The organism is Shinella sp., assembly GCF_052438155.1.
Taxonomy (GTDB): domain Bacteria; phylum Pseudomonadota; class Alphaproteobacteria; order Rhizobiales; family Rhizobiaceae; genus Shinella.
Genome location: NZ_JBQVPI010000021.1, coordinates 32,658 through 57,135, shown reverse-complemented (window position 1 = coordinate 57,135; position 24,478 = coordinate 32,658). Strand labels below are relative to the sequence as shown.

Sequence of the window (24,478 nt, the reverse complement as noted above, 5' to 3'; positions counted from 1 at the left end):
CATGGCGGCGGACGCAACCTGCCCTTGCCATGCCGGCCAAGGCATGGAATGAGCGGTGATCTCTCCAGCCGATCCGGTATCATGCTCGCCATCTTCGAAAGCATCCTCCCCGTCTTCCTGCTCGTCGTGCTGGGAGCGCTGCTCAAGCGCTGGCGGCTGATCGACCGCGACATGTGGAACGGGCTCGAACAGCTCGGTTTCTTCGTGCTGTTTCCCTGTCTTCTGTTCACGACGCTCGCCAATGCCGAATTCTCCGGCATCGCCGCAGGCAGCGTCGCGACAGGCTCCATCGGCTCGCTGACCTTCATTGCGCTGGTGTTGGCGCTCTGCTGGCCGCTCTTCCGCGCCGCAGGCGTTTCAGCGCCCACCTATACGTCCGTCTTCCAGACCTCGACGCGCTGGAATGCCTTCATTGCGCTGGCGATCGCCGAAAAGCTCTACGGGCCACAGAGCCTCGCGCTCGTGGCACTGGTCGCGACGCTGATCATCATCCCGATCAACCTCTACAATATCGGTATTCTCGTCTGGTTTGGCGGCGGCACACGCAGCCTCAAGACTTTCGCGCAGAAAATCCTCACAAATCCGATGATCATCGGTTCGGTTCTCGGCGTCACCGTCAACCTGCTGGGCATCAAGATCTACGATCCCCTGATGCAGACCGCCGAGCTTGTTGCAGACACCTCGCTCAGCCTCGGCCTGATCATGGTCGGTGCCGGGTTGAAATTGGCCGATGCGCTGCGGCCGCGACGACTGGCGCTGCTGCCCGTCGTGCTGAAGCTGGTCGTCATGCCGCTTGTGATGACCGGGGCTGCCTATGCACTCGGCATGCGCGGCGAACCGCTGCTGACCATCGCCATGGGCGCCAGCGTGCCGACGGCGATGAACGGTTATGTACTGGCCAAACAGATGGGCGGCGACGCGCCGCTCTATGCCGCCGTCGCGACACTCCAGACGATCGCGTCCTTCTTCACCATCCCGATGGTGCTGGCGGCGACGGCCTATCTCGCCGGCGGATAGAGCAGATCGACGATGTAGGCCGAATCGAAACGCGAATCGAGCATGCCGTAGGTCGAGCGCCAGCCGGAGGCGAGGCGCGTTTCCAGGAAGGCATCGGCCACGCGGCCGGCGCCGGCGCGGTAAAGTTCCGCAGCCGCGGCGGCAAGTGCCAGCTGCTCGACGAGCATGCGGGCGGCGCCCTCGTCCCGCTCGCAGAGCGACAGGGCGGCGCGCAGCACGTCCACCGTCTTCTTGCCTGCCGGACCGAGATCGCGGGCAAGGCCTGCAAACAGCATTTCGAACAGGTCCCTGCCCCGGCTGATCACGCGCATCAGATCGAGCGCCATGACATTGCCCGAGCCTTCCCAGATCGCATTGACCGGCGCCTCACGGTAATGCCGTGCGATCGGGCGTTCCTCGACATAGCCGCTACCGCCGATACACTCCATCGCCTCATAGATCAGCGCCGGCGCGATCTTGCAGCACCAGTATTTCGTGACAGGCGTCATGATGCGGGCGTAGGCCGCATCTTCGGCGCTGTCGCGCGCCTTGTCGAAGGCCTCCGCTAAGCGGAAGGAAAGCGCCGTGGCACCCGCGACGTCGAGCGCCATGTCGGCCAGCACGCGGGTCATGATCGGCTGGGCGACGAGCGGCTTGCCGAAAACGATGCGGCCACGGGTATGGTGCACGGCTTCGGCGAGCGAAGCGCGCATGATGCCGGACGACGCCAGTGCGCAGTCGAGCCGCGTCAGCGTCACCATGTCGAGGATGGTGCGAACACCCGCGTCCGGCTTTCCGAGCAGGAAGCCGAACGTATCGGTGAACTCGACTTCCGACGACGCATTCGAGCGGTTGCCGATCTTGTCCTTCAGGCGCTGGAAGCGCAGGCCGTTGGAGACGCCGTCTTCCAGGAGGCGCGGCACGAGGAAGCAGCCGATGCCCTCGCGGGTCTGTGCCAGCATGACGAAACCGTCGCTCATCGGCGCGGACATGAACCACTTGTGGCCGGTCAGGCGATAGATGCCCTCGCCGACGCGCTCCGCGGACGACGTGTTGGCGCGCACATCCGTGCCGCCCTGCTTTTCCGTCATGCCCATGCCGATGGTGACGGCGCTCTTCTGCATGGCGGGCTTGTTGGTCGAATCGTATTTGCGCGACAGGATTTTCAGGCCCCATTCGCGCTGCACCTGCGGCGAGGCGGAAAGTGCTGCGACCGAGGCGCTCGTCATCGTCAGCGGGCAGAGATGGCCGCATTCGAGCTGGGCGGTGAGATAGAATCGCACGGCGCGCGCCTTGTGCGCCCTGCCCTGCTCGTCCGGCACGTTCTCCCACAGCGAGGAATGCAGGCCCGTCGCCATGGAACGGCGCATCAGCGCGTGCCAGGCCGGGTGGAAATCGACGACGTCGAGCCGCTCGCCGCGCGGACCATGGGTGCGCAGCTGCGGCACGCCGACATTCGCCATGCGGGCGAGTTCCTGCGCCTCCGGCGAGGTCACGTAGCGGCCGATCGCATCGAACTCGTCGCGCAGGCCCTTCGGCATCGCGTCGGTTGCGTCGACCAGCAGCGGGTCGGAGCGATAGGCATTGATGCCCGACCAGAGCGGCGGCTGGTTGAGATCGGCAAATTTCTGTTCGGTGTCGCGAGTCATGAGCGGGTTCTAGCCCAAGTCGCGATCGGGCGAAACGGGGCGTTGCGGCTGCCGGCACCTGAAGCTTCACAAAAGCGTGGGAATGCGCAAAGCCCGCACCTGTTTACCTTGCCGCGGCGGAACTGACGCTCTATAGACCCCGCGTATCCACGACAGTTGAGGCGGAGTTTTATGAACTTCTTTCCGCATCGCCACCTTCTCGGCATCAAGGGTTTGACCGAGCAGGATATCACCCTGCTGCTCGACCGCGCCGACGAAGCGGTAAAAATCTCCCGCCAGCGGGAAAAGAAAACGTCGACGCTTCGCGGCCTGACGCAGATCAATCTCTTCTTCGAAGCCTCCACCCGTACGCAAGCCTCCTTCGAGCTTGCCGGCAAGCGGCTTGGCGCCGACGTGATGAACATGTCGGTCAGCAATTCGTCGGTGAAAAAAGGCGAAACGCTGATCGACACCGCGATGACGCTGAACGCCATGCACCCGGACGTGCTGGTGGTGCGCCATTCTTCAGCCGGTGCGGCTGCCCTCCTTGCGCAAAAAGTCTCCTGCGCGGTGGTGAACGCGGGTGACGGCCAGCACGAGCACCCGACGCAGGCTCTGCTCGACGCGCTGACCATCCGCCGCGCCAAGGGCAAGCTGTCGCGCATCATCGTGGCGATCTGCGGCGACGTGCTGCACTCGCGTGTCGCGCGCTCGAACATCCTGCTGCTCAACGCCATGGGTGCCCGCGTTCGCGTCGTCGCCCCGGCGACGCTTTTGCCCTCCGGCATCGCCGATATGGGCTGCGAGGTCTACCACTCCATGGCGGAGGGGCTGAAGGATGCGGATGTCGTGATGATGCTGCGCCTGCAGCGCGAGCGCATGTCCGGCGCCTTCGTGCCATCGGTGCGCGAATACTTCCACTATTACGGCCTTGATGCTGAAAAGCTGAAGGTGGCGAAGGCGGATGCGCTCGTCATGCATCCGGGTCCCATGAACCGCGGCGTCGAGATCGCCTCGGAAATCGCCGACGGGCCACAAAGCGTCATCGAACAGCAGGTCGAGATGGGCGTCGCCGTCCGCATGGCCGTGATGGAAACGCTCCTGCTTTCACAGAACCAGGGACCCCGCGCATGAGCCGCACGACCGTCCTCAAGAACCTCCGCATCCTCGATCCCTCGCGTAACATCGACGAAAAGGGCTCGATCGTCATCGAGAACGGCAGGATCGCCGCCATCGGCAGCGGTGCGCAGAACCAGGGCGCGCCGGAAGGCGCTACGGTCGTCGATGGCCGCGGTCTGATCGCCGCCCCCGGCCTCGTCGATGCGCGTGTCTTCGTCGGAGAACCGGGCGCCGAGCATCGCGAGACGATCGAATCCGCCTCCCGCGCCGCCGCCGCCGGCGGTGTCACGACCTTCATCACCATGCCGGATACCGATCCGGTAATCGACGATATCGCGCTGGTCGAATTCGTGCTGAAGAACGCCCGCGACAAGGCGATCGTCAACATCCACCCGGCTGCGGCCCTGACCAAGGGTCTGCACGGCGAGGAGATGACCGAATTCGGCCTGCTCCAGGCCGCCGGCGCCGTCGCCTTCACCAATGGCCGCAACCCATTGCACAATGCGCAGGTGCTGCGCCGTGCTCTGACCTATGCGCGCGAATTCGGCAGCGTCATCGCGCTCGAGACCCGCGACAAGTATCTCGGTGCCGGCGGCGTCATGAACGAGGGCCTGCTGGCAAGCTGGCTCGGCCTTTCCGGCACGCCGCGCGAGGCTGAACTGATCCCGCTCGAACGGGATCTGCGCATCGCCGGCCTGACGCGCGGAAAATACCATGCGGCGCAAATCTCCGTGCCGGAATCGGCGGAAGCGGTGAAAACCGCCCGCGAGCGTGGCGCGAACGTCACCTGCGGCATTTCGATCAACCACCTGACGCTGAACGAGAACGACATCGGCGAATACCGCACCTTCTTCAAGCTCTCACCGCCGTTGCGCGGCGAGGACGACCGCAAGGCGATGGTGGATGCGCTGGCGCGCGGTGATATCGACATCATCGTCTCCTCGCACGATCCGCAGGACGTCGATACCAAGCGCTTGCCCTTCGCGGATGCGGCGGATGGCGCGATCGGGCTCGAGACCATGCTGGCGGCGGCGCTGAGGCTGCATCACAGCGGTGAAGTACCACTGATGCGGCTGATCGATGCGCTGTCGACCCGTCCGGCAAAAACCTTCGGCCTCGACGCCGGGACCCTTGCCGTGGGCGCCTCCGCCGACATCGTGATCATCGATCCCGACGAGCCCTGGCTTGCCACCAAGGACCGCTTCGTTTCTCGCTCGAAGAACACGCCGTTCGAAGATGCCCGCTTTACGGGGCGCGCGATTAGCACCTATGTTGCCGGAAAACGGGTGCATTCGTTGGACTGACCGGGATGGTCAGGGGCGGAAGGGACGCCGCCCCTGATCTAGCCTGCCGCGCACTCGCCGCATTGAAAAGACGTCTCGGGGGAGAACTGACGTGTCCGACATCTTCACCTGGCAGCTCGGCACGTTGCCGACGCTTGCCGCCCTTGCCTTCGGTTATCTGCTCGGCTCCATCCCCTTCGGCCTGATCCTCATCCGCATGGCGGGGCTCGGCGACGTGCGCCAGATCGGCTCCGGCAATATCGGCGCGACGAACGTGCTGCGCACCGGCAACAAGAAGCTCGCCGCGGCAACCCTGCTGCTCGATGCACTGAAAGGCACGGCCGCCGCCGCGATCGCCTCGCGCTGGGGGCTCGACGCCGGCATCGCCGCCGGCTTCGCAGCCTTCATGGGGCACCTCTTCCCCGTGTGGCTCGGCTTCAAGGGCGGCAAGGGCGTTGCGACCTATGTCGGCCTGCTGCTCGGGCTGGTGCCCGTCATGCTCGCCGTGTTTGCGGCGGTCTGGATCGGCCTCGCTTATCTCACCCGCTATTCGTCGCTCTCGGCCCTGGTTGCAACCGCGGTATCGCCGGTTGTATTGTGGTTTCTCGGTCACGAGAAGGTGGCGCTGCTCTTCCTCGTGCTGACCGTCATCACCTGGTGGAAACACCGCGCCAATATCAGCCGCCTGATGAGCGGCACCGAGAGCAAGATCGGCAGCAAGGGATAGCCATGGACGACCGCAGCGCAGGGCCCCGGGGAATTGCGCTGACGGAAAGACAGAGGATCGCCTGGCTGCGGCTGATCCGCAGCGACAATGTCGGCCCGGCCACTTTTCGCGATCTCATCAACCACACCGGTAGCGCCGAGACGGCGCTGGAGATGCTGCCGGAGCTCTCGCGCCGCGGCGGCGCGTCGCGCGTCATCCGCGTTGCCAGCAAGGCAGAAGCCGAACGCGAACTGGAGATTGCCGACCGGCACGGTGCAGCCTTCGTCGGTATCGGTGAACCGGATTACCCGCCGCTCCTGCGCCAGATCAGCGGCGCACCGCCGCTGCTTGCCGTCAAAGGCAACCGCAGGGTCGCCACGGCACCGGCCGTTGGCATTGTCGGCGCGCGCAACGCGTCGATCTCCGGCATGAAGTTCGCCGGCATGCTGGCGCGGGAGATCGGCCGCGTGGGCTATACGATCGTCTCGGGCCTTGCCCGTGGCATCGATACCGCCGCTCACCGCGCAAGCCTCGACACCGGCACCATCGCCGCCATGGCCGGCGGCCTCGACAAACCCTATCCGCCGGAAAACATCGGGCTGCTCGACGAACTCACCGCCGGCATGGGTCTTGCTGTGAGCGAAATGCCGTTTGGCTGGGAACCCCGTGCGCGGGATTTTCCACGCCGCAACCGCCTGATTGCCGGCATGTCGATCGGTCTCGTCGTGGTGGAAGCGGCCGTGCGCTCCGGCTCGCTCATCACGGCGCGCAATGCGGCGGATTTCGGCCGGCTGGTCTTTGCGGTGCCCGGCTCGCCGCTCGATCCGCGCTGCGAGGGCACGAATGGCCTGCTCAAGGACGGTGCGACGATCATCACCACGCCGGAGGACGTGCTGGAAGGTCTGCGCCCGCTCTCGGAGCCGGATCTCTTCAAGCCGCAGCCGGGTGCCGGCGAGCCTGCGGACGATGGCTTATCCGGCTTGGGGCTGCCGCCGAGCGACGGCGAGCGGGAGCGGATTGCGGAGGCCTTGAGCCAGGTGCCGGCCGAGATCGATGAGATCATCCGGCATACCGGTGTCGCGGCGTCAGCCGTCTACCTCGTTCTTCTAGAACTTGACCTTGCCGGCCGACTTGAGCGGCATGCCGATGGCCGGGTCTCGATGGCCGCGGATTGACATAGGCCGCAAGCCGGCGAGGATGTCTCCCGCTTCGACATAGGCCATCTCGATCAGATAGCGCAGAATATCGGCGCCTTCGTTGTTGGCGACGGTGCGCAATTCGCCCAGCATCTGGCGGATGTAGGCAATGTTTTCTTCTGCCGTATGGGGCGGCGGGGCGGGTCGGGCTTGTTTCGGGTTCATGGCTTGTCCGTTGCGTCCATGAGGAGAATCACCGATAGGTTGCAATTCCTACACCTAGGAAACGATACAACGATTATTTAAAATTGCAACAATCGAATAAGCCATCTTTGGTTGCATTGAGTTGTATCCCACTAATTTCCGCCCCACCTCTTGACCCGAACGCTTTCCCTGTTCATGTCGAAGCACGACTTTCCGGCGCAATGCGCCCGTTTCGCCGCGCTTCCCAGTGTGCGGCGCCCGATACCAGAGAAATGACGATGACAGTTGTAGTTGTGGAATCGCCTGCGAAGGCCAAGACGATCAACAAGTATCTTGGCCCTGGCTACACCGTGCTCGCCTCCTTCGGCCACGTGCGCGACCTGCCCGCCAAGGACGGCTCCGTGCGCCCCGACGAGGACTTTGAAATGTCCTGGGAAGTGGACAGCGCGTCCGCCAAGCGCATGAAGGACATTGCCGACGCGGTGAAAGCCTCCGACGGCCTTATCCTCGCGACCGACCCGGATCGCGAAGGTGAAGCAATCTCCTGGCATGTGCTCGACGTTCTCAAGAAGAAGAAGGTGCTCGGCGACAAGCCGGTCAAGCGCGTCGTCTTCAACGCCATCACCAAGTCGGCCGTGCTTGAGGCCATGCGCAACCCGCGCGATATCGACACGCCTCTTGTGGATGCCTATCTCGCCCGCCGTGCGCTCGATTATCTCGTCGGCTTCAACCTGTCGCCGATCCTCTGGCGCAAGCTGCCGGGCGCTCGGTCGGCCGGCCGCGTGCAGTCAGTGGCGCTTCGCCTCGTCTGCGATCGCGAATCCGAGATCGAACGCTTCGTTTCGGAAGAATACTGGAACCTTTCCGCCCTTCTGAAGACACCGCGTGGCGACGAGTTCGAGGCCCGCCTCGTCTCGGCTGAAGGCAAGCGCCTGCAGGCGCGATCGATCGGCAACGGCGAAGAGGCGAACAATCTCAAGGCGCTGCTTGAAGGTGCTGCCTACCGCGTCGAAAGCGTCGAGGCGAAGCCGACCAAGCGCAACCCGGGTCCGCCCTTCACGACCTCCACCCTGCAGCAGGCCGCATCGTCCAAGCTTGGTTTCTCGGCCTCGCGCACCATGCAGGTGGCGCAGAAGCTTTATGAAGGCATCGACATCGGTGGCGAGACGGTCGGTCTCATCACCTATATGCGTACCGACGGCGTCCAGATGGCGCCGGAAGCGATCGATGCCGCCCGACGCGCCGTCGGCGAGCAGTTCGGCGCGCGCTATGTGCCGGAAAAGGCCCGTTTCTATTCCACCAAGGCGAAGAACGCGCAAGAAGCGCACGAGGCGATCCGTCCGACCTCCTTCGATCGCACGCCGGACCAGGTGAAGCGCTTCCTCGACCCGGACCAGCTGCGGCTCTATGACCTCGTCTGGAAGCGCGGCATCGCCAGCCAGATGGCATCCGCCGAGATCGAGCGCACGACGGTCGAGATCGAGGCCGACAATGGCGGCCGCAAGGCAGGCCTTCGCGCCACCGGCTCGGTCATCCGCTTCGACGGCTTCATTGCCGCCTATACCGACCAGAAGGAAGACGGCGAGCAGTCGGACGGCGGTGACGACGATGGTCGCCTGCCGGAGATCAACGCCCAGGAGGCCGTCGCCAAGCAGAAGGTGAATGCCACCCAGCACTTCACCGAACCGCCGCCGCGCTACTCCGAAGCGACGCTGATCAAGAAGATGGAAGAGCTCGGCATCGGCCGCCCGTCGACCTATGCCTCGACGCTCGCGACGCTGCGCGACCGCGAATATATCCTCATCGACAAGCGCAAGCTGATCCCGGAAACCAAGGGGCGCCTCGTCACGGCCTTCCTGGAAAGCTTCTTCACGCGCTATGTCGAATATGACTTCACGGCGGATCTCGAGGAAAAGCTCGACAAGATCTCGGCTGGCGAACTCGACTGGAAGCAGGTTCTCCGCGATTTCTGGAAGGACTTCTTTGCCCAGATCGAGGAAACCAAGGAACTGCGCGTCACCAATGTTCTCGACGCGCTGAACGAGGAACTGGCACCGCTCGTCTTCCCGAAGCGCGAGGACGGTAGCGATCCGCGCATCTGCCAGGTCTGCGGCACCGGTAAACTCTCGCTGAAGCTTGGAAAATTCGGCGCCTTCGTCGGCTGCTCGAACTATCCGGATTGCAACTTCACCCGCCAGCTTTCCGCCGATAACGGCTCGGACGCGGAGGCAAACGCGTCCAACGAACCGCAGAGCCTCGGCAAGGACCCGCATACCGGGGAAGAGATCACGCTGCGCTCCGGCCGCTTCGGGCCTTACGTGCAGCGCGGCGATGGCAAGGAGGCCAAGCGTTCGAGCCTGCCCAAGGGCTGGACGCCGGCGAGCATCGACCATGAGAAGGCGCTCGCTTTGCTCTCGCTACCGCGCGATATCGGCCAGCATCCGGAGAGCGGCAAGATGATTTCCGCCGGCCTCGGCCGCTACGGCCCGTTCCTGCTGCATGACGGTGGCTATGCCAACCTGGAAACCGTCGAGGACGTGTTCTCGATCGGCCTCAACCGCGCCGTGACCGTCATTGCCGACAAGGCATCGAAGGGACCGGGCGGGCGTTCGCGCGGCACACCGGCGGCGCTGAAGACGCTGGGCGACCATCCGGATGGCGGCCCCATCACCGTTCGCGACGGCAAGTACGGCCCCTATGTGAACTGGGGCAAGGTGAATGCTACCCTGCCGAAGGGCAAGGAGGCCGACAGCGTCACGATGGAAGAGGCGCTCGTGCTGATCGCCGAAAAGGCCGGCAAGACGCCGGCCAAGGGCAAGGCCAAGCCGGCCAAGACCACGAAGGCGAAGGCCGACGGTGCCAAGGCTGCAAAGCCGAAGGCAAAGGCCGCCGCCAAGCCCAAGACTGCAGCCAAGGCAAAGAAGGCCTGACGACATGACCAGGGAACCACGCAGCCGGGCAGGACACGTCAAGCGGCCCGGCCCCGCGGGCCGTGACGCGCCGCCGACGGACAATACACCGATCATCCACGGCGCCATCCCGCCGCGCGACGTGCTGCTGCGCTTCATCGCGGATCACCCGGAACAGGCGTCCAAGCGCGAGATCGCCAAGGCCTTCGGGCTGAAGGGCGAGGCGCGCGTCGAGCTGAAGGCGCTGCTCAAGTCCTTCGAGGAAGACGGTCTTCTGGAAAAGCGCCGCAAGTCGCTGGTGCGGCCTGGTGCCCTGCCCCCGGTTGTCGTGCTCGACATCACCACGCGTGACGTGGACGGCGAGTTGATCGGCCGACCGGCAGAGTGGCTGGACGATGCCGGCGTCGCGCCCGCCGTGCTGATCCGCCAGTCGAGCGGCGCTCGCAAGGACAAGGCGCCGGTCGCCGGCCTCGGCGATCGCGTGCTCGCCAAAATCTTCCCGGCGAAGGAGCGCGGCGGTCCGGCCTATACGGCGCGGATCATCAAGGTTCTCGACAAGAGGAAAAACTCCGGCATGGGCGTGTTCCGCGTCATGCCGGGCGGCGGCGGGCGCATCATGCCGATCGATCGCCGCGGCGAGGAGATGGATGTCGATGCCGAGTTCACGGCGGGCGCCAAGGATGGCGACCTCGTGGAACTCGATGTCGTGCGCATGGGCCGCTTCGGCCTGGCGCGCGCGCAGATCAAGAGTGTGATCGGCTCGGTCGCCTCCGAAAAGGCGATCTCGATGATCGCCATCCATGCCCATGGCATTCCACACATCTTCCCCGATGCCGTGATCCGGGAGGCCGAGAGTGCCGGCCCTGCGACGATGTCGCACCGCGAGGACTGGCGCAGCCTCCCCCTCATCACCATCGACCCGGCCGACGCCAAGGACCACGACGACGCGGTCTATGCCGAGCCGGATCCGTCGCCGGACAATCCGGGCGGCGTCATCGTCACCGTGGCGATTGCCGATGTCAGCTATTATGTGCGACCGAAATCGGCGCTTGACCGCGAGGCGCTGAAGCGCGGCAATTCGGTCTATTTCCCCGACCGCGTCGTGCCCATGCTGCCGGAGCGCATCTCCAACGATCTCTGCTCGCTGAAGGAAGGCGTCGATCGTCCCGCACTTGCCGTGCGCATGGTCTTCTCCCATGAGGGCCGCAAGGCGAGCCACACCTTCCACCGCATCATGATGAAGAGTGCGGCCAAACTCTCCTACCAGCAGGCGCAGGCGGCCATCGACGGCGCACCGGACGACAAGACCGGACCGATCCTCGACACGATCCTGAAGCCGCTGTGGGAAGCCTACCGCATCATGACGGTTGGCCGAAACCGACGCCAGCCGCTCGAACTCGACATGCCGGAACGCAAGATCCTGCTGAAAGACGACGGCACCGTCGATCGGGTCTTCGTGCCGCCGCGGCTCGATGCGCACAAGCTCATCGAAGAGATGATGATCCAGGCGAACGTCGCCGCCGCCGAGACGCTGGAGAAGAAGAAGCAGGTCCTGATCTACCGCGTGCACGACACGCCGTCGCTCGCCAAGCAGGAGGCGCTGCGCGAATTCCTGCAGACGCTCGACATCTCGCTGGTCAAGGGCGGCAACCTTCGCTCCAACCATTTCAACGGCATCCTTGCCAAGGCTGAGGACAAGCCGTTCCAGCAGATGGTCAACCAGATGGTGCTGCGCTCGCAGAGCCAGGCGATCTACAGCCCGGAGAATATCGGCCATTTCGGCCTGAACCTGCTGAAATACGCCCACTTCACCTCGCCGATCCGCCGCTATGCGGATCTGATCGTCCACCGGGCGCTGGTGGGCTCGCTCGGGTTCGGCGAAGGCGGCATCACGCCGGATGAAGAAGCCGTGCTCGATGACATTGCCGCCGAAATCTCGACCTTCGAGCGGCGTGCCATGGCGGCCGAGCGTGACACGGTCGACCGGCTGATCGCCCACCACCTCGCCGGCCGCATCGGCGAAGAGTTCGATGGCCGGGTTTCGGGCGTCACCAAGGCGGGACTATTTGTCACCCTGCCGGAGTATGGCGCCGACGGGTTCGTGCCTATATCTATGCTGGGACGCGATTACTTTATCTACGACGAGGCCCATCAGGCGCTGTCCGGTGAAAAAACCGGGCTTGGCTACCGCCTCGGGGATACTGTGCGCGTGAGGCTCGCGGAAGCGGTGCCGCTCGCCGGTTCGCTCCGGTTCGACATGTTGAGCGAAGGACGCAAGATGCCGACGGCGGTGCGCTCCTTCCACAAGTCGGGCCGGCGCAAGGGCAGCGAACCACGGCGCCAGCCAGGGACCCGCCCTCCCCGCGGGAGACGCTAGGCCGGTGCAGACCGCCGGCAGGAAGGACTTGATCATGCAGGCGAACGAGACCACCGGCAGTGCGCTGCATTTTGGTGACACGGCAACGGCCACGCCCGCTGAACGCCCGCTCGGCCGCGCCATCAAGCGTGGCATGCTGAACCGTTGCCCGGCCTGCGGCACCGGCCGCCTCTTCCGCGCATTCCTCAAGCCGGTCGAGAACTGTGCCGCCTGTGGCCAAGACTATACGCAACAGCGCGCCGACGACCTGCCGCCCTATCTCGTCATCACCATCGTCGGCCACGTCGTGGTCGGCGGTTACATGGCGACGGACCTCGTGTGGTCGCTCACCACCTGGCAGCACCTCGCAATCTGGACGCCCATCGCGATCGTCATGTCGATCCTGATGATGCAGCCCGTCAAAGGCGGCGTCATCGGCCTGCAATGGGCGATGAAAATGCACGGTTTCAACGACAAGCCCGCAGAGACGGACGCGGAAGTCGTACCCGCCTACGGCGACCGAACCGTATGACGGCTGTCCGGCCCGTCGATGCAGCGTCCGTCCTGCTTCTCGACCGGTCGGGCGGATGTGTTCGCGTACTCGTCGGCCGGCGCAGCAGCAAACATGTCTTCATGCCGGACGTCTACGTCTTCCCCGGCGGCCGACGTGATGCGAGCGATCACCTCGTTGCCGTTTCGAACCCGCTAAATCCGCTCGCCAATGAGCGGCTCGCCCTGCGCGCCGGCTCGCGATGTTCCATCTCGCGCCTGCGCGCCATTGGTGTCGCGGCGCTGCGGGAACTCTACGAAGAAGCCGGCATCGCGGTCGGAATGCCGCTTGGTGAACAGCCAGAAGGTGCGCTGCCGTTCCGGCCGGACCTCTCGAACCTCCGGTTCCTCGCGCGCGCCATCACGCCTGCCGGCATGGTGCGGCGGTTCGATACGCGATTCTTCACGCTCTTCACCGACGAGGCCGACGTCGACCCGGCTGGCGCCATGGCAAGCCACGAACTCGAAGACCTGCGCTGGGTCGATATTTTTGACTACAAGGGCATCGAGATGCCCGACATAACCGTATTGATCCTTGAAGAGCTTCAAAAAAGCATTCAGGAAGACAAGTCTCTACCCTTCGGAAGAGCCGCGCCGTTGTATCGCAACCGGCACGGACGCTTCCTGCGGGACCTTCTTTGAGGATCGATCGCATATGACGCAGCCGCAATCCGGCACCTCCGGCCCAGTGGAAAGCATCCACTGGCGGTCTCTCATTGCTGCCGTCGCCGCCATTTCCGCAGTCGGTATCGCCATCGGCCTCGGGCTTCCGCTGCTCTCCATCATCATGGAAAAGCGCGGCATTTCCTCGACGCTGATCGGCATCAACTCCGCCATGGCCGGCGTTGCCGCCATGGCTGCGGCGCCCTTCACCACCCGGCTTGCGCATGCCTGGGGCACGTCGACGACGATGCTGCTGGCGATCCTGCTCTCCGCCATCAGTGGCCTCGGCTTCTACTATATCGAAAATTTCTGGCTGTGGTTCCCGCTGCGCCTGGTATTCCACGGCGCGATCACCACGCTGTTCATCCTGTCCGAATTCTGGATCAATGCCGCCGCTCCACCCCGCCGGCGCGGGCTCGTGCTCGGTATCTACGCAACCGTGCTGTCGCTCGGTTTCGCCATGGGTCCCCTACTCTTCTCGATTCTCGGTAGCGACGGTGTCCTGCCCTTTGCCGCCGGCGCGGGCATCATCCTGCTTGCCGCGATCCCGATCTACATCGCCCGCGGGGAAAGCCCGGTTATCGACGAGAAGCCGGAACTGCATTTCATGCGCTACGTGTTTCTCGTGCCGACGGCGACGGCGGCTGTCTTCGTCTTTGGCGCGGTGGAAGTCGGCGGGCTCTCGCTCTTCCCGATCTACGGCATCCGCGCGGGCTTCACAGAGCCGCAGGCGGCCCTGCTGCTCACCATCATGGGGATCGGTAACATGGCGTTCCAGATCCCGCTGGGAATGCTTTCCGATCGCATGAAGGATCGGCGGAGCCTGCTGACGATCATGGCCGTCATCGGTCTCGTCGGTGCGCTCTCGCTGCCGCTCGTGTCACAGAACTGGCTGTTGATGGCCATGGTGCTCCTGGTGTGGGGCGGCTGCGTCGCCGGCCTCTATACGGTCGGTCTCAGCCACCTTGGCTCGCGACTCGTCGGTGCGGACCTCGCCGCAGCCAATGCCGCCTTCATCTTCTGTTATGCGGTCGGCACGGTCGTTGGCCCGCAGGCGATCGGCGCGGCGATGGATGTCTCCGGCAATGACGGTTTTGCCTGGGTTATTGCCGCTTTCTTCGGCTTTTACCTGGCACTTTCACTGGGTCGGATCGTTTTCCGACCGAAACGGGGTTGACTTTTCGGGCGCGATTTGTAGTTTCCGCCCAGATTTAAGCCGCAGAGCAGACTGGCTGTCCGCGGCTTCGTTTTTTCATAAAGGCAGGACGACCATGGCCAAGGCTACCACCATCAAGATCAAGCTGCTGTCGACGGCCGACACCGGTTCTTTCTACGTTACCACGAAGAACAGCCGTACGATGACGGACAAGATGACCAAGACGAAGTACGACCCGGTCGTCCGCAAGCACGTCGAGTTCAAGGAAACCAAGATCAAGTAATCTTGGGAGCCGATCAGGTTCGCAAAGGCGCTGGACGGAAACGTCCGGCGCCTTTTCTTTTGCGCGCGGTGCCTGCAATCTTTTGCGGACAGGCCGAATCAAAAACGCCGCTCCCTTGACGGGAACGGCGTTGAAAGGGGGTCGGCCAGACACGACGACGGCACGAGGATTCCGTATTTGTCGCAGCTGACCGACCGACCCCACGACCCAGGAGATGCGGCGGACCTAGCATCATGGGGTAACCGGTTGTGCAGCTTTGTTTGCCGCCCATGAGTTGAGCATCGCGCGAAAAGGAAAAAAAATCAACGAATTATTAACGCTCAAACAGCGTGTCGTTGTCTCATAGTTAACCGCGACGGTTGTGATTGTTTCAGTGGGCATCACTTGCGTTCTGGATCACAACACTGGCGGCCGACGCTACGTCAACCTTGGAGCGAATGTCTTGCAACCTATGCAAAATGCCGTGGTGTCACACGGGTAGATTGTATGGAACACAACCCCTTGATAAGGTTCGCCAAAAGAAAATAGTACGATTATAGCCAAATTTCGCTACATGCTCTGACATCAAGAGATGGAAAGCATCCCTTACCATTGTCAGAGCGTTTGCCGGCAACCGCCCGGATTTAAAGACGAATGCCAAAAATGTGAACGAACCTGTGGACAAACTTCGTCAGAGCGGGCGCTTCAGGCGGCAGCCGCCACGACACGGTTACGTCCGGAACGCTTCGCCTCGTACATTGCCGCATCGGCCCGCTTGAGCAACGCCTCCGGCGTATCCCCCTCTGGGAGCAGGGAGGCAAGGCCCAGCGACGCAGTTATGGTCAGGAAAACATCCGTGCCGGGAACACGGAACGGTTCCCGCTCGACGATCGTGCGAAGGCGCTCTGCAACGCCTGCCGCCATTTCTGCGGAGGTATCCGGCATCACAAGAACGAACTCCTCACCGCCATAGCGGCAGGCAAGGTCGGCGCCGCGAACGGCGGTACGGACACGATTGGCGAACTCGCGCAGCACGGCGTCGCCGGCATCGTGACCGTAGGTATCGTTGACCATTTTGAAGCGGTCGATATCGGTGATGCAGACCGATAGCGGACGGCCCCGCGCCGTGGCGCGATCGATCAAGAGCTTCATATGCGTGTCGAGGTAGCGGCGGTTGTGCAGACCGGTCAGGCCGTCCGTCACGGCAAGTTCGATAGTCTGGCGCACGCTGGCGCGCAGGCGGTCGTTGCAGCGCTTGCGGCGGATCTGCGTGAGACTGCGGGCGATCAGCTCGTTCGGGTCGATCGGCCGCATCAGATAGTCCGTCACGCCGAGATCGAGCGCGCGCACGACCAGTTCGTCGTCGCCCTGCTCGGCGACCAGCAGGATGGGCAGGAAGCGCGTGCGCTCCAGCGAGCGCAACTGGGAGCACAGGCGCAACGGATCGTAAGAGTCGAAATTGGCATTGACGATCACCAGCTCGAAATTGCTTTCCGCCGCCTGGAAGAGTGCTGCCTGCGGATCCGAAATGGAGGTGACATCGGCAATCGGCTTCAGTATGCGGGCAATCCGCTCCTGCGAGCTGGCGCGCCCGTCGACGAGGAGAACATCGCCCGGCTCGGTGCCCAGGGAATCATCCAGCCCCTCCTCCATGGAAATGGCGCGCGCAGTGGCCGCGCGCATGCGCAGCTCGTCCGTCAGCGTCTTCAGCCGCACGAGGCTTTTCACCCGCGACATGAGCTGGAGATCGTTGACCGGCTTGGTCAGAAAATCGTCGGCACCGGCTTTCAGGCCTCGGACACGGTCGGATGGCTGGTCGAGCGCCGTCACCATGACGACGGGAATGTGGGCGGTGCGCGGATTGGCCTTCAGGCGCTCGCAGACTTCAAAACCGTCAATGCCCGGCATCATGATGTCGAGCAGGATGAGATCGACCTGCGTACGCTCGCACAGAGCCAGCGCTTCATAGCCGTTGTCAGCGGTCAGCACGTCGAAATATTCCGCAAGCAGCCGCGCTTCGAGCAGCTTCACGTTGGCGGGAATATCATCGACGACGAGAATGCGCGCTGTCATAGGTCGGCCTCACGCGTCGCCGAGATAGGTTTTGATGGTTTCAATGAACTTCGGCACCGAAATCGGCTTGGAGACATAGGCCTCGCAGCCGCCCTGGCGGATACGCTCCTCGTCGCCCTTCATGGCGAAAGCCGTGACGGCAATCACCGGAATGACGTGCAGCTCGTCGTCTTCCTTCAGCCACTTGGTGACCTCAAGGCCGGAAACTTCAGGAAGCTGAATGTCCATCAGGATCAGGTCAGGCCGGTATTTTCGCGCAAGATCAAGGGCTTCCATACCATTCCTGGTCTGGATCGTGGTATATCCGGATGCCTCGATGAGGTCCCGGAAGAGCTTCATGTTCAGCTCGTTGTCCTCGACAATCATCACCTGTTTGGGCATCGTGCGTCCCTGTTCCTCTCGCCGGCCTTGCAACCTTTTGGGAGATCGATAAGTTGCGGCAAAGCCGAAATCGCCCAGCCCGACTGCAAGTACGTTAGCGTCACTTGGTTGATTAAAAGGTAAATTTCCCGAGGAAAAACGATGAAAAGCCAAAAAGATACACCCGCGACAGAAGACGCGGAGGCTACCGCCGTGACTATCCTCGGTTGGCTTGCAGGCGAGCCCGAATTGCTCTCGCGTTTCCTGGCATTGACCGGCGTCGCCCCCACGGAGGTGCGCGGCGCCATAAACGATCCCGCTTTCCTCGCCGGCATCGTCGATTTCCTGATGGAGCACGAACCGACATTGCTGGCGTTCAGCGCAGCGACGGGCGTACAGCCGGAAGCGGTCGTGCGTGCCCACGCGATCCTTTCAGGCCCGTATGGCAGCAACGATTTTTGACCACCCGGCCCGAAAAGGCCGGCATGCGTATGCCTGTGCGTTGTCATGCATTCAGCCTCTGCGACTGTTGAGACTCGTAAACTTAAGCAGTATTGTCGCGATGTTCAATATTTGTTCCCGATCATGAGCACCGCGACCATGCATTTTCCGGGCTTCTGCCGCGACTGCCTAGCCGGGCAGCCCATCGGCCTGCGCCGTTGTCGGGCCTGCGGCAGTCCGCGTCTCGTCTATCACGACGAACTCTACGACCTGACGCTCGCCCATATCGACTGCGACGCCTTCTATGCGTCGATCGAGAAACGCGACAAGCCGGAGCTTGCGGACAAACCCGTCATCATCGGCGGCGGCAAAAGGGGCGTCGTCTCGACGGCCTGTTATATCGCGCGCGTCCATGGGGTTCGCTCCGCGATGCCGATGTTCAAGGCGCTGGAAGCCTGTCCCAATGCCGTCGTCGTCAGGCCGGACATGGAAAAATACGTGCGCGTCGGTCGCGAAATCCGCACCATGATGCAGGAATTGACGCCGCTCGTACAGCCGCTCTCCATCGACGAGGCCTTCCTGGAGCTGAGGGGGACCGAGCGCCTGCATCACGATCCCCCTGCCCGCGTGCTCGCGAGATTCGCCCAGCGCGTCGAAAAGGAGGTCGGCATCACCATCTCGATCGGTCTTTCCTATTGCAAGTTTCTCGCCAAGGTCGCCTCGGATCTCAACAAGCCGCGCGGCTTTTCGGTCATCGGCGAGGCGGAAGCGTTGGATTTTTTGCGCGAAAAACCGGTGCGCCTGATCTGGGGCGTCGGAAAGGCCTTTGCAGAGACGCTGGAGCGCGACGGCATCCGCACCGTCGGGCAACTCCAGACCATGGAGGAAACCGACCTGATGCGCCGCTATGGCGTTATGGGCAAGCGGCTGTTCAACCTCTCCCGCGGTCAGGACGAGCGCGAGGTACACCTTAACGACGCGGCGAAAAGCGTTTCCGCCGAAACCACCTTCTTCGACGATATTTCCGGCTATGACGCGCTGGTCGCGCATCTGCGCCACCTCAGCGAAAAGGTCGCCGCGCGCCTGCGCAAATCCGGCATTGCCGGCCATACGGTCGTGCTCAAGCTGAAAACCGCCGACTTCAAAAGCCGGACGCGCAACCGCAAGCTCGAAGATCCGACCATGCTCGCCGACAGGATTTTCCGCACCGGCATGGAGCTTTTGCGCAAGGAGACCGACGGCACGAAATACCGCCTGATCGGCATCGGCGTCAGCGACCTTGTCGATCCCGGCCGCGCCGACCCGCCGGACCTCGTCGACCCCGCCGCAACGCGCCGTGCAGCGGCAGAAGCCGCGATGAACACGCTGCGCGACAAATTCGGCAAGGCAAGCGTCGAGACCGGCTATACTTTCGGCAAAGGTCGGTCCTGAGCGCTTTCGTTATTCGAACAGGAAGTCCGCCGCCGTAAACTTCGACACCGTGATGTGGTCGACGATGATCTTGCCATGGCTGAAGGTGATGAGCACGTCGTCGCCCGACTGAGTGATCTTCAGGTCGGAGAGGGAGTCGATCTTGCTGAAGTTGCGGAAATGGATCTTGTCCTCACCGTCCGTGAAGGTATTCACCGTGTCCGTGCCGAGATTCCTGTCGCTACGATCGCGAAAGACGAAGAAGTCCTTCGTCCCCTTCGTACCGTAGAGCGTGTCGTTGCCAACCTGCCCCTCCAACCGGTCTTGTGCGCCGCCGCCGCCCCTGATGACGTCGTTGCCGTCGCTGCCACGCAGATAGTTGTTCTTCGTGTTGCCGATAATGGTGTCGTTGAAGCGCCCGCCGGTGACTTCCTCGATGTTCTTGAGCGTATCCCGGTCACCGAAGCCATCAATCGCGTAGCCCTTCACCAGATCGACAAGCACCTTGCCCTTACCGCCCTGGTCGTAATCGCGCTGATACATGACACCGTCAAAATCGCCGCCCCCGCCATCAATGATATCGTTGCCAGCCAAGCCGGCGAATTCGTTGTCTCCATTCGATCCGACAAACTTGTCCACATAGTTCGTGCCGTAAATACCCTCGACGTTCTTGAGCGTGTCCGTGAAGCCGAACGCATCGACCACCTTGCCGGTGACCATGTTCACCGAAATGCCCTTGCTCGGCAGCCAACCGTGTTGGCGAGCACCCTCCGAATAATCGACTTCGTCCCAGTCAGCGCCACCGTCGTAGGTATCGGCTCCCATGAAATCCTTGATATAGTCGTCTCCAGCGCCAGCCGTGACTTTGTCGTTGCCCGCACCGGTCTCGATATCGTCGCCCTTGGCGGTGCCGGTTATGGTGTCGTTGCCGGCAAGCAGGAGCCCCTTCGCCTCGTAGAGATTATCGGCGCGGAAGGCATAGCCCCTGATCGCAAGGCCGGCGACCTTGTAGATTTCCTGGCCCAGTTCGTTGCGTGCGCTGACGCCGCTGATCGTGCCGCCGGTGATCAGGCCATCGGCGATCGTCAGGCCGGTGCCGGTCAGCACCAGTTTCTTGGTCCAGCCCGCCTCTGTATCCGAGAACGTGAAAGTAACGGTTTTCTTGTCGCTGCTGACAGCAAGTTTATAATCATGCCATTCGGAAAGAACGTCCCAAAAATACTCCATCGCAAACTTTGTGTAGGTTACAGCGGCCATTTACTTTCCCCCTAAGATCGATCTCACGCCACCGGCTTCCACGCCAGAAGCGCAGAAACGATCGATGCAATGATGGCAGACATGAGAATACTGAAGCGAACGCTCCCCAATGCCATGGAAATGCGCAACCTCAACTTCGTTAATAATACCTTACTAAAGTAAATATCGCTCAGCAAGAGTTTCGGCACGTTTTATTCGAATGCGAAAGAAAACACGGTGCTGCGCGACAGGAGAATGCACGCTCACTCTATGCGGCAGGTCGAAGACTATTCGCACGTCACCTCCCGCCCGCGTGATGTCGAAGAACTGATGCGCCGGCCATACAAATCAGAAGTCACGAAAATGTGAGGCCGGTTCGATCTGAAAAAGGCGCGTATTGGCCGAATAAGCGGCGCCAGCCCCACGTTTTTCCCAGCATTGGCGTGGCTAACAAACCCCGGCTGCCGGAAGCATAAATCTTCCTTAAACCGGATGCCTTACGCTTCCCGACGGTTTGTATTGCGTACGGATGGGTCACATGAAGTTTCGTATCGCCGCTGGCATGAGCATTCTGGGTCTGATGCTGAGCTGCGGAACCGCGCTCGGCGGCACGCTCGAAGGTCCGCTCCAGATCATCGTATCGAAGGACCTGCAGGAGCTGAAAATCTATGACGGCGGGGTGGTGGTCGCCACGTCGCGCGTTTCCACCGGCAAGGCCGGCCATTCGACGCCGACCGGCATCTTCTCCATCATCGAGAAGAAGCGCTCGCACTTTTCCAATCTCTATGACAGCGCGCCGATGCCCTTCATGCAGCGGCTGACATGGTCGGGCATCGCGCTGCACGCTTCCAACAGCGTGCCCTCGTACCCTGCCTCGCATGGCTGCGTGCGCCTGCCGAATGATTTTGCCAAGACGCTGTTCAGCACCACGCGGCGTGGCGGCCACGTGCTGATCACCGACCGCGAGATCGTGCCGCAGCGCATCCTGCACGCGGCATTGTTCAAGCCTGTCGTCGTCCTGCCGGATACACCGCTGCTTTCGGAGGCGGGCTTGCGCCCCAGCTTGATCGAAGCCGGCGACAAGAGCGTCGAGGTCGCTATGACCGATCCGAAACCGGAGGTCATGACCCCGGTCATCGAGCGAACAGAGCGCGACCCGATCCGCATTCTCATCACACGGCGCGGCGAGCGCGAAATGATGATGGATCTCCAAGCTCTGCTGACGTCTCTCGGCTATGACGCCGGTGTGCCTGACGGGCTGCACGGCAAACAGACCGTGGCCGCCATCCGTGCCTTCCAGCTTACAGAAGGCCTCACGGACGACGGCACTGTCACGCCGGAGCTCATCGCCGCCGTCTATACCAAGGCCGGCAAGGGCACGCCGCCGAACGGCCAGATCCTCGTGCGCGAGAAATTCAAGCCCCTGCTGGAAGCGCCGATCACCATCCGCAGCCCCGAAATCGCGCTCGGCACGCATTTCCTCATCGCCCGCGCGGTCGACGCCGACAAGGGCACGGCCGAATGGTACGGCGTGAGCATGGACAACCAGCTCCCGAAGGCAACCCTGAAACGCCTCGGCATTGCCACGGAAGCGGATGCATCCGCACCGGACGCGCTCACCAAGACACTCGACCGTCTCGACATCCCGGACGACACGCGCATGCGCATTTCCGGCCTGATGGGCGAAGGCGTCTCCCTCTCCATCTCCGACACCGACCTTGGCCGAGAGACCGGTGACGGCACGGACTTCATCACCGTGACCCGGAAGGTGCAGAAGGCGGAGGCCTCGGCCGTTCAGGGCAGCAAGAAGACGAAGAAAAAGAAGCAATCGTCAATCACGGTCGTGAACTGACGCGGGCAGTGAGATCGGCTTTGGCACGGTCTCCTGCCTGAAGTGGTGTCGTGCGCAAGGTTTGAGGGAGGCATCATGTTCGGCAAGGTGTTCGGCAGACGTGCAACCGCGCCCCCGCCATCACGAATCATTCCAGTTTCCTGCGAGCGTGCAGCGGATGCCGGTGAGCTCGTTGCGGCCGTGGTGGATTTCGTCAATCACCTCTTCACCCAAGGCTTCTATCGCCCTGAAGAGCTGCCACCTCATCTTGTCCATCTCTATCATGCAGATTTCTACATCGCGCAGGTTTGCAACGGCGGGCATAGCCAGTTCGTTCATAACTGCGGGGCACGGATGCAAGCCATTGCCGCAAATGCCGAAGCAGGTCTGAAGGCGATGGGCGCACGTTCGCAGGCCGCGCTGGTGCACGAACTCGCCCTGTGGGTTGCCGCCAATCCGGAGAGCGCATCCGCTCAGACCGGCTTTACGGGCGGACGGGACGCTGCGCTTGACCGGTTGGATGCGCGCTTCCGGACGGTCGATGCGAACGACCCCGCAACAGATCTCGCCGCAGCCTGGGTGAGGACATGGCCGGATATTCGCATCCTTGAGCACGCTGATTTCAACGCGGCTTGGGATCAAAGCGCCCTGTCGAACCCCAAACGATCGTCCCGCCTGTCAAAGGCGCGTGTCGAGACATTCCGGCAATCTCTTTCCGATCGCCCCCATCTCGCCCTAGGTCTGGCCGCTGACGATGCAGATGAAACGCTGCTCGACGACGGGAACGTGCAGACGATCGCACTTGATGGGCGTCATCAGGATGCCAGAATCATCCAGACAAGTTTCGGGCTGCTCGGCGCGGTTTACAACGGTGGCGACGGTCGCCTCTACGCGCTTCGATTTGAAGGCGGGGATGTCAACGTGACGGCGACCGCGCTTATCGGGTCGGCGAGAAAAGTCGACATAGACCGCTTCGTCGCCTTCATTGCAGCGGAGCCCGTTGCGGCAGCGGCCGATCTCCTGCTCAGTCGCGCCCGCCCCTTGGCAATCCACTGCACAATCCAGCCCTGCGGCGGCTACGACGGCATTCCCCATCCGGCCTTCCGCGTGACCGCAGGCGATGAAATCCTGATACTGGCGAAAGCTAAGACCGGGTACATCCTGGCGGGACAGAGGCCGGGAGAAATCTACGGACCCGTTCCCTACGCGCAGATCGCGGCGCACGAACAAGAGTTGCGCGACACCTGAAGCGCGCCTTGGGAAATCCCGCTTCCCCCCTGCCGGCCGAGAGCATTTCCAGCCGAAGCGACATCGCTTCGGCGTCGGATAATGCGGCAAAACAAGAATCTAAACCAGTTCCACGTCCAGCACGCCGGGTGTCGAGCGCATGGCGGCGGCGATTTCGGCGGAGATGCGGAAGCGGTCGTTCAACTCCACTTCGATTTCGCGCTGGCCGTTTTCCTTGATGACGATGAAGGAAACGAGGCCGTCACCCTTGGTGTTCAGGTGAGCAGCGATGGAGCGCAGCGGGCCGGAATCGCGAACGTAGACACGCAGGGCCTTCTGCGTCTGGAGCGATTCCTCCTCCAGCGACCGCAGCGTCTGGATGCGCAGGCCGATGCCTTCCGGGCGCTCTTCCGCCTGCACGGTCATGACCAGCGATTTGCCGGCCTCCAGCAGGTCCCGGTATTGGTTCAGCATCTCGGAAAACAGCACCGCCTCGAACTGTCCGGACGAGTCCGAAAAGGCGACGATGCCCATCTTGTTGCCGGTGCGCGTCTTGCGCTCCTGTTTTGACGTCACCGTGCCGGCAAGGCGGCCGGCCGTGGCCCCACGCTTCACCGCCACGGCGAAGTCCGCAAAGGTCTGCACGCGCATCTTGGAGAGAATGGGCGCGTAGGTGTCGAGCGGGTGAGCGGACAGGAAGAAACCGAGCACCTGGAATTCGCGGTGCAGCTTTTCGGAGGCAAGCCACGGCGTATAGGACGGCAGCGTGATGACCTCCGGCCCCGTTGCAGCGCCCATGCCGAAAATGTCGCCCTGCCCGCTCGTCTTGTTCTCCTGCGCGCGCTGGGCCGCTCCCAGCAGCCGGTCGAGGCCGGCGATCATGGCGGCGCGGTCGTGCCCGAAACAGTCGAAAGCGCCCGCAATGATCAGGCT

The 24,478-nt window shown here is 62.8% G+C and carries 21 protein-coding genes; 15 read left to right on the top strand and 6 right to left on the bottom strand.

Annotation, left to right across the window (positions count from 1 at the left end):
• Positions 1 to 81 precede the first annotated feature (81 nt).
• Positions 82 to 1,017 carry an AEC family transporter gene (locus ACT6VE_RS26485; RefSeq protein ID WP_444801347.1) on the top strand — a complete coding sequence of 312 codons (936 nt, stop codon included), beginning with the start codon at positions 82 to 84 and terminating at the stop codon, positions 1,015 to 1,017.
• Here ACT6VE_RS26485 and ACT6VE_RS26480 read toward each other — a convergent pair.
• On the bottom strand, positions 999 to 2,645 hold the full coding sequence (locus tag ACT6VE_RS26480) for an acyl-CoA dehydrogenase family protein (RefSeq protein ID WP_444801314.1): 1,647 nt from the start codon (positions 2,643 to 2,645) through the stop codon (positions 999 to 1,001). The two genes, ACT6VE_RS26485 and ACT6VE_RS26480, sit on opposite strands and share 19 nt — an antisense overlap.
• Positions 2,646 to 2,816: 171 nt before the next feature.
• On the opposite strand from ACT6VE_RS26480, the gene ACT6VE_RS26475 reads away from it, so the two are divergent.
• From ACT6VE_RS26475 to dprA, 4 genes are all read left to right on the top strand, one after another.
• Entirely contained in the window at positions 2,817 to 3,758 is a 942-nt protein-coding gene (locus ACT6VE_RS26475) for an aspartate carbamoyltransferase catalytic subunit (RefSeq protein WP_444801313.1), read from the top strand.
• Positions 3,755 to 5,047: a dihydroorotase gene (locus ACT6VE_RS26470; RefSeq protein ID WP_444801312.1), complete on the top strand. Its 1,293-nt coding sequence runs from the start codon at positions 3,755 to 3,757 to the stop codon at positions 5,045 to 5,047. Before ACT6VE_RS26475 ends, ACT6VE_RS26470 begins: the two co-directional genes overlap by 4 nt.
• Positions 5,048 to 5,147: 100 nt before the next feature.
• Complete coding sequence (gene plsY / locus ACT6VE_RS26465) at positions 5,148 to 5,753, top strand: glycerol-3-phosphate 1-O-acyltransferase PlsY (protein ID WP_444801346.1); 606 nt, start codon at positions 5,148 to 5,150, stop codon at positions 5,751 to 5,753.
• 2 nt (positions 5,754 to 5,755) lie between these two features.
• Positions 5,756 to 6,907 (top strand): DNA-processing protein DprA, encoded by a 1,152-nt coding sequence (gene dprA / locus ACT6VE_RS26460; RefSeq protein WP_444801311.1) that lies wholly within the window; start codon positions 5,756 to 5,758, stop codon positions 6,905 to 6,907.
• Here dprA and ACT6VE_RS26455 read toward each other — a convergent pair.
• Positions 6,839 to 7,093, bottom strand: a complete 255-nt coding sequence (locus ACT6VE_RS26455) for a hypothetical protein (protein WP_444801310.1) — start codon at positions 7,091 to 7,093, stop codon at positions 6,839 to 6,841. The two genes, dprA and ACT6VE_RS26455, sit on opposite strands and share 69 nt — an antisense overlap.
• Positions 7,094 to 7,350: 257 nt before the next feature.
• Between ACT6VE_RS26455 and topA the strand changes: the two genes are divergently transcribed.
• The 6 genes from topA to rpmG all read left to right on the top strand — a co-directional run bounded on the left by topA (position 7,351) and on the right by rpmG (position 14,988).
• Positions 7,351 to 10,002, top strand: a complete 2,652-nt coding sequence (gene topA, locus ACT6VE_RS26450; RefSeq protein WP_444801309.1) for a type I DNA topoisomerase — start codon at positions 7,351 to 7,353, stop codon at positions 10,000 to 10,002.
• A 4-nt stretch (positions 10,003 to 10,006) separates the two neighbouring features.
• The gene (rnr, locus tag ACT6VE_RS26445; RefSeq protein WP_444801308.1) at positions 10,007 to 12,358 is read left to right on the top strand and encodes a ribonuclease R; all 2,352 of its coding nucleotides are present in this window, start codon (positions 10,007 to 10,009) and stop codon (positions 12,356 to 12,358) included.
• 34 nt (positions 12,359 to 12,392) lie between these two features.
• Positions 12,393 to 12,869: a DUF983 domain-containing protein gene (locus tag ACT6VE_RS26440; RefSeq protein WP_444801307.1), complete on the top strand. Its 477-nt coding sequence runs from the start codon at positions 12,393 to 12,395 to the stop codon at positions 12,867 to 12,869.
• Entirely contained in the window at positions 12,866 to 13,528 is a 663-nt protein-coding gene (locus ACT6VE_RS26435) for an NUDIX hydrolase (RefSeq protein ID WP_444801306.1), read from the top strand. The genes ACT6VE_RS26440 and ACT6VE_RS26435 overlap by 4 nt, the downstream gene beginning before the upstream one ends.
• 13 nt (positions 13,529 to 13,541) lie before the next feature.
• Complete coding sequence (locus ACT6VE_RS26430) at positions 13,542 to 14,726, top strand: MFS transporter (RefSeq protein ID WP_444801305.1); 1,185 nt, start codon at positions 13,542 to 13,544, stop codon at positions 14,724 to 14,726.
• Positions 14,727 to 14,820: 94 nt separating this feature from the next.
• Positions 14,821 to 14,988 carry a 50S ribosomal protein L33 gene (gene rpmG, locus ACT6VE_RS26425; RefSeq protein ID WP_158477141.1) on the top strand — a complete coding sequence of 56 codons (168 nt, stop codon included), beginning with the start codon at positions 14,821 to 14,823 and terminating at the stop codon, positions 14,986 to 14,988.
• Positions 14,989 to 15,672: 684 nt separating this feature from the next.
• On the opposite strand, the gene ACT6VE_RS26420 is transcribed toward rpmG, so the two are convergent.
• Positions 15,673 to 17,040: a PleD family two-component system response regulator gene (locus tag ACT6VE_RS26420; protein ID WP_444801304.1), complete on the bottom strand. Its 1,368-nt coding sequence runs from the start codon at positions 17,038 to 17,040 to the stop codon at positions 15,673 to 15,675.
• Positions 17,041 to 17,049: 9 nt separating this feature from the next.
• Positions 17,050 to 17,421, bottom strand: a complete 372-nt coding sequence (locus tag ACT6VE_RS26415) for a response regulator (protein WP_010065708.1) — start codon at positions 17,419 to 17,421, stop codon at positions 17,050 to 17,052.
• Positions 17,422 to 17,562: 141 nt separating this feature from the next.
• Between ACT6VE_RS26415 and ACT6VE_RS26410 the strand changes: the two genes are divergently transcribed.
• Both ACT6VE_RS26410 and ACT6VE_RS26405 read left to right on the top strand, forming a co-directional pair.
• Positions 17,563 to 17,862 carry a DUF3572 domain-containing protein gene (locus tag ACT6VE_RS26410; protein WP_444801303.1) on the top strand — a complete coding sequence of 100 codons (300 nt, stop codon included), beginning with the start codon at positions 17,563 to 17,565 and terminating at the stop codon, positions 17,860 to 17,862.
• A gap of 123 nt (positions 17,863 to 17,985) precedes the next feature.
• Positions 17,986 to 19,272 (top strand): DNA polymerase IV, encoded by a 1,287-nt coding sequence (locus ACT6VE_RS26405; protein ID WP_444801302.1) that lies wholly within the window; start codon positions 17,986 to 17,988, stop codon positions 19,270 to 19,272.
• A 9-nt stretch (positions 19,273 to 19,281) separates the two neighbouring features.
• On the opposite strand, the gene ACT6VE_RS26400 is transcribed toward ACT6VE_RS26405, so the two are convergent.
• Positions 19,282 to 20,508, bottom strand: coding sequence for a calcium-binding protein (locus tag ACT6VE_RS26400; RefSeq protein ID WP_444801301.1), 1,227 nt, complete (start codon positions 20,506 to 20,508; stop codon positions 19,282 to 19,284).
• Positions 20,509 to 21,025: 517 nt separating this feature from the next.
• Here ACT6VE_RS26400 and ACT6VE_RS26395 point away from each other — a divergent pair.
• Both ACT6VE_RS26395 and ACT6VE_RS26390 read left to right on the top strand, forming a co-directional pair.
• Positions 21,026 to 22,339: a L,D-transpeptidase family protein gene (locus ACT6VE_RS26395; RefSeq protein WP_444801300.1), complete on the top strand. Its 1,314-nt coding sequence runs from the start codon at positions 21,026 to 21,028 to the stop codon at positions 22,337 to 22,339.
• Between the two features lie 75 nt (positions 22,340 to 22,414).
• Positions 22,415 to 23,566, top strand: coding sequence for a DMP19 family protein (locus ACT6VE_RS26390; protein WP_444801299.1), 1,152 nt, complete (start codon positions 22,415 to 22,417; stop codon positions 23,564 to 23,566).
• A 99-nt stretch (positions 23,567 to 23,665) separates the two neighbouring features.
• On the opposite strand, the gene ACT6VE_RS26385 is transcribed toward ACT6VE_RS26390, so the two are convergent.
• Positions 23,666 to 24,478, bottom strand: an 813-nt coding sequence (locus ACT6VE_RS26385; RefSeq protein WP_444801298.1) for an OB-fold nucleic acid binding domain-containing protein, incomplete at its 5' end; no start/stop codon positions are given.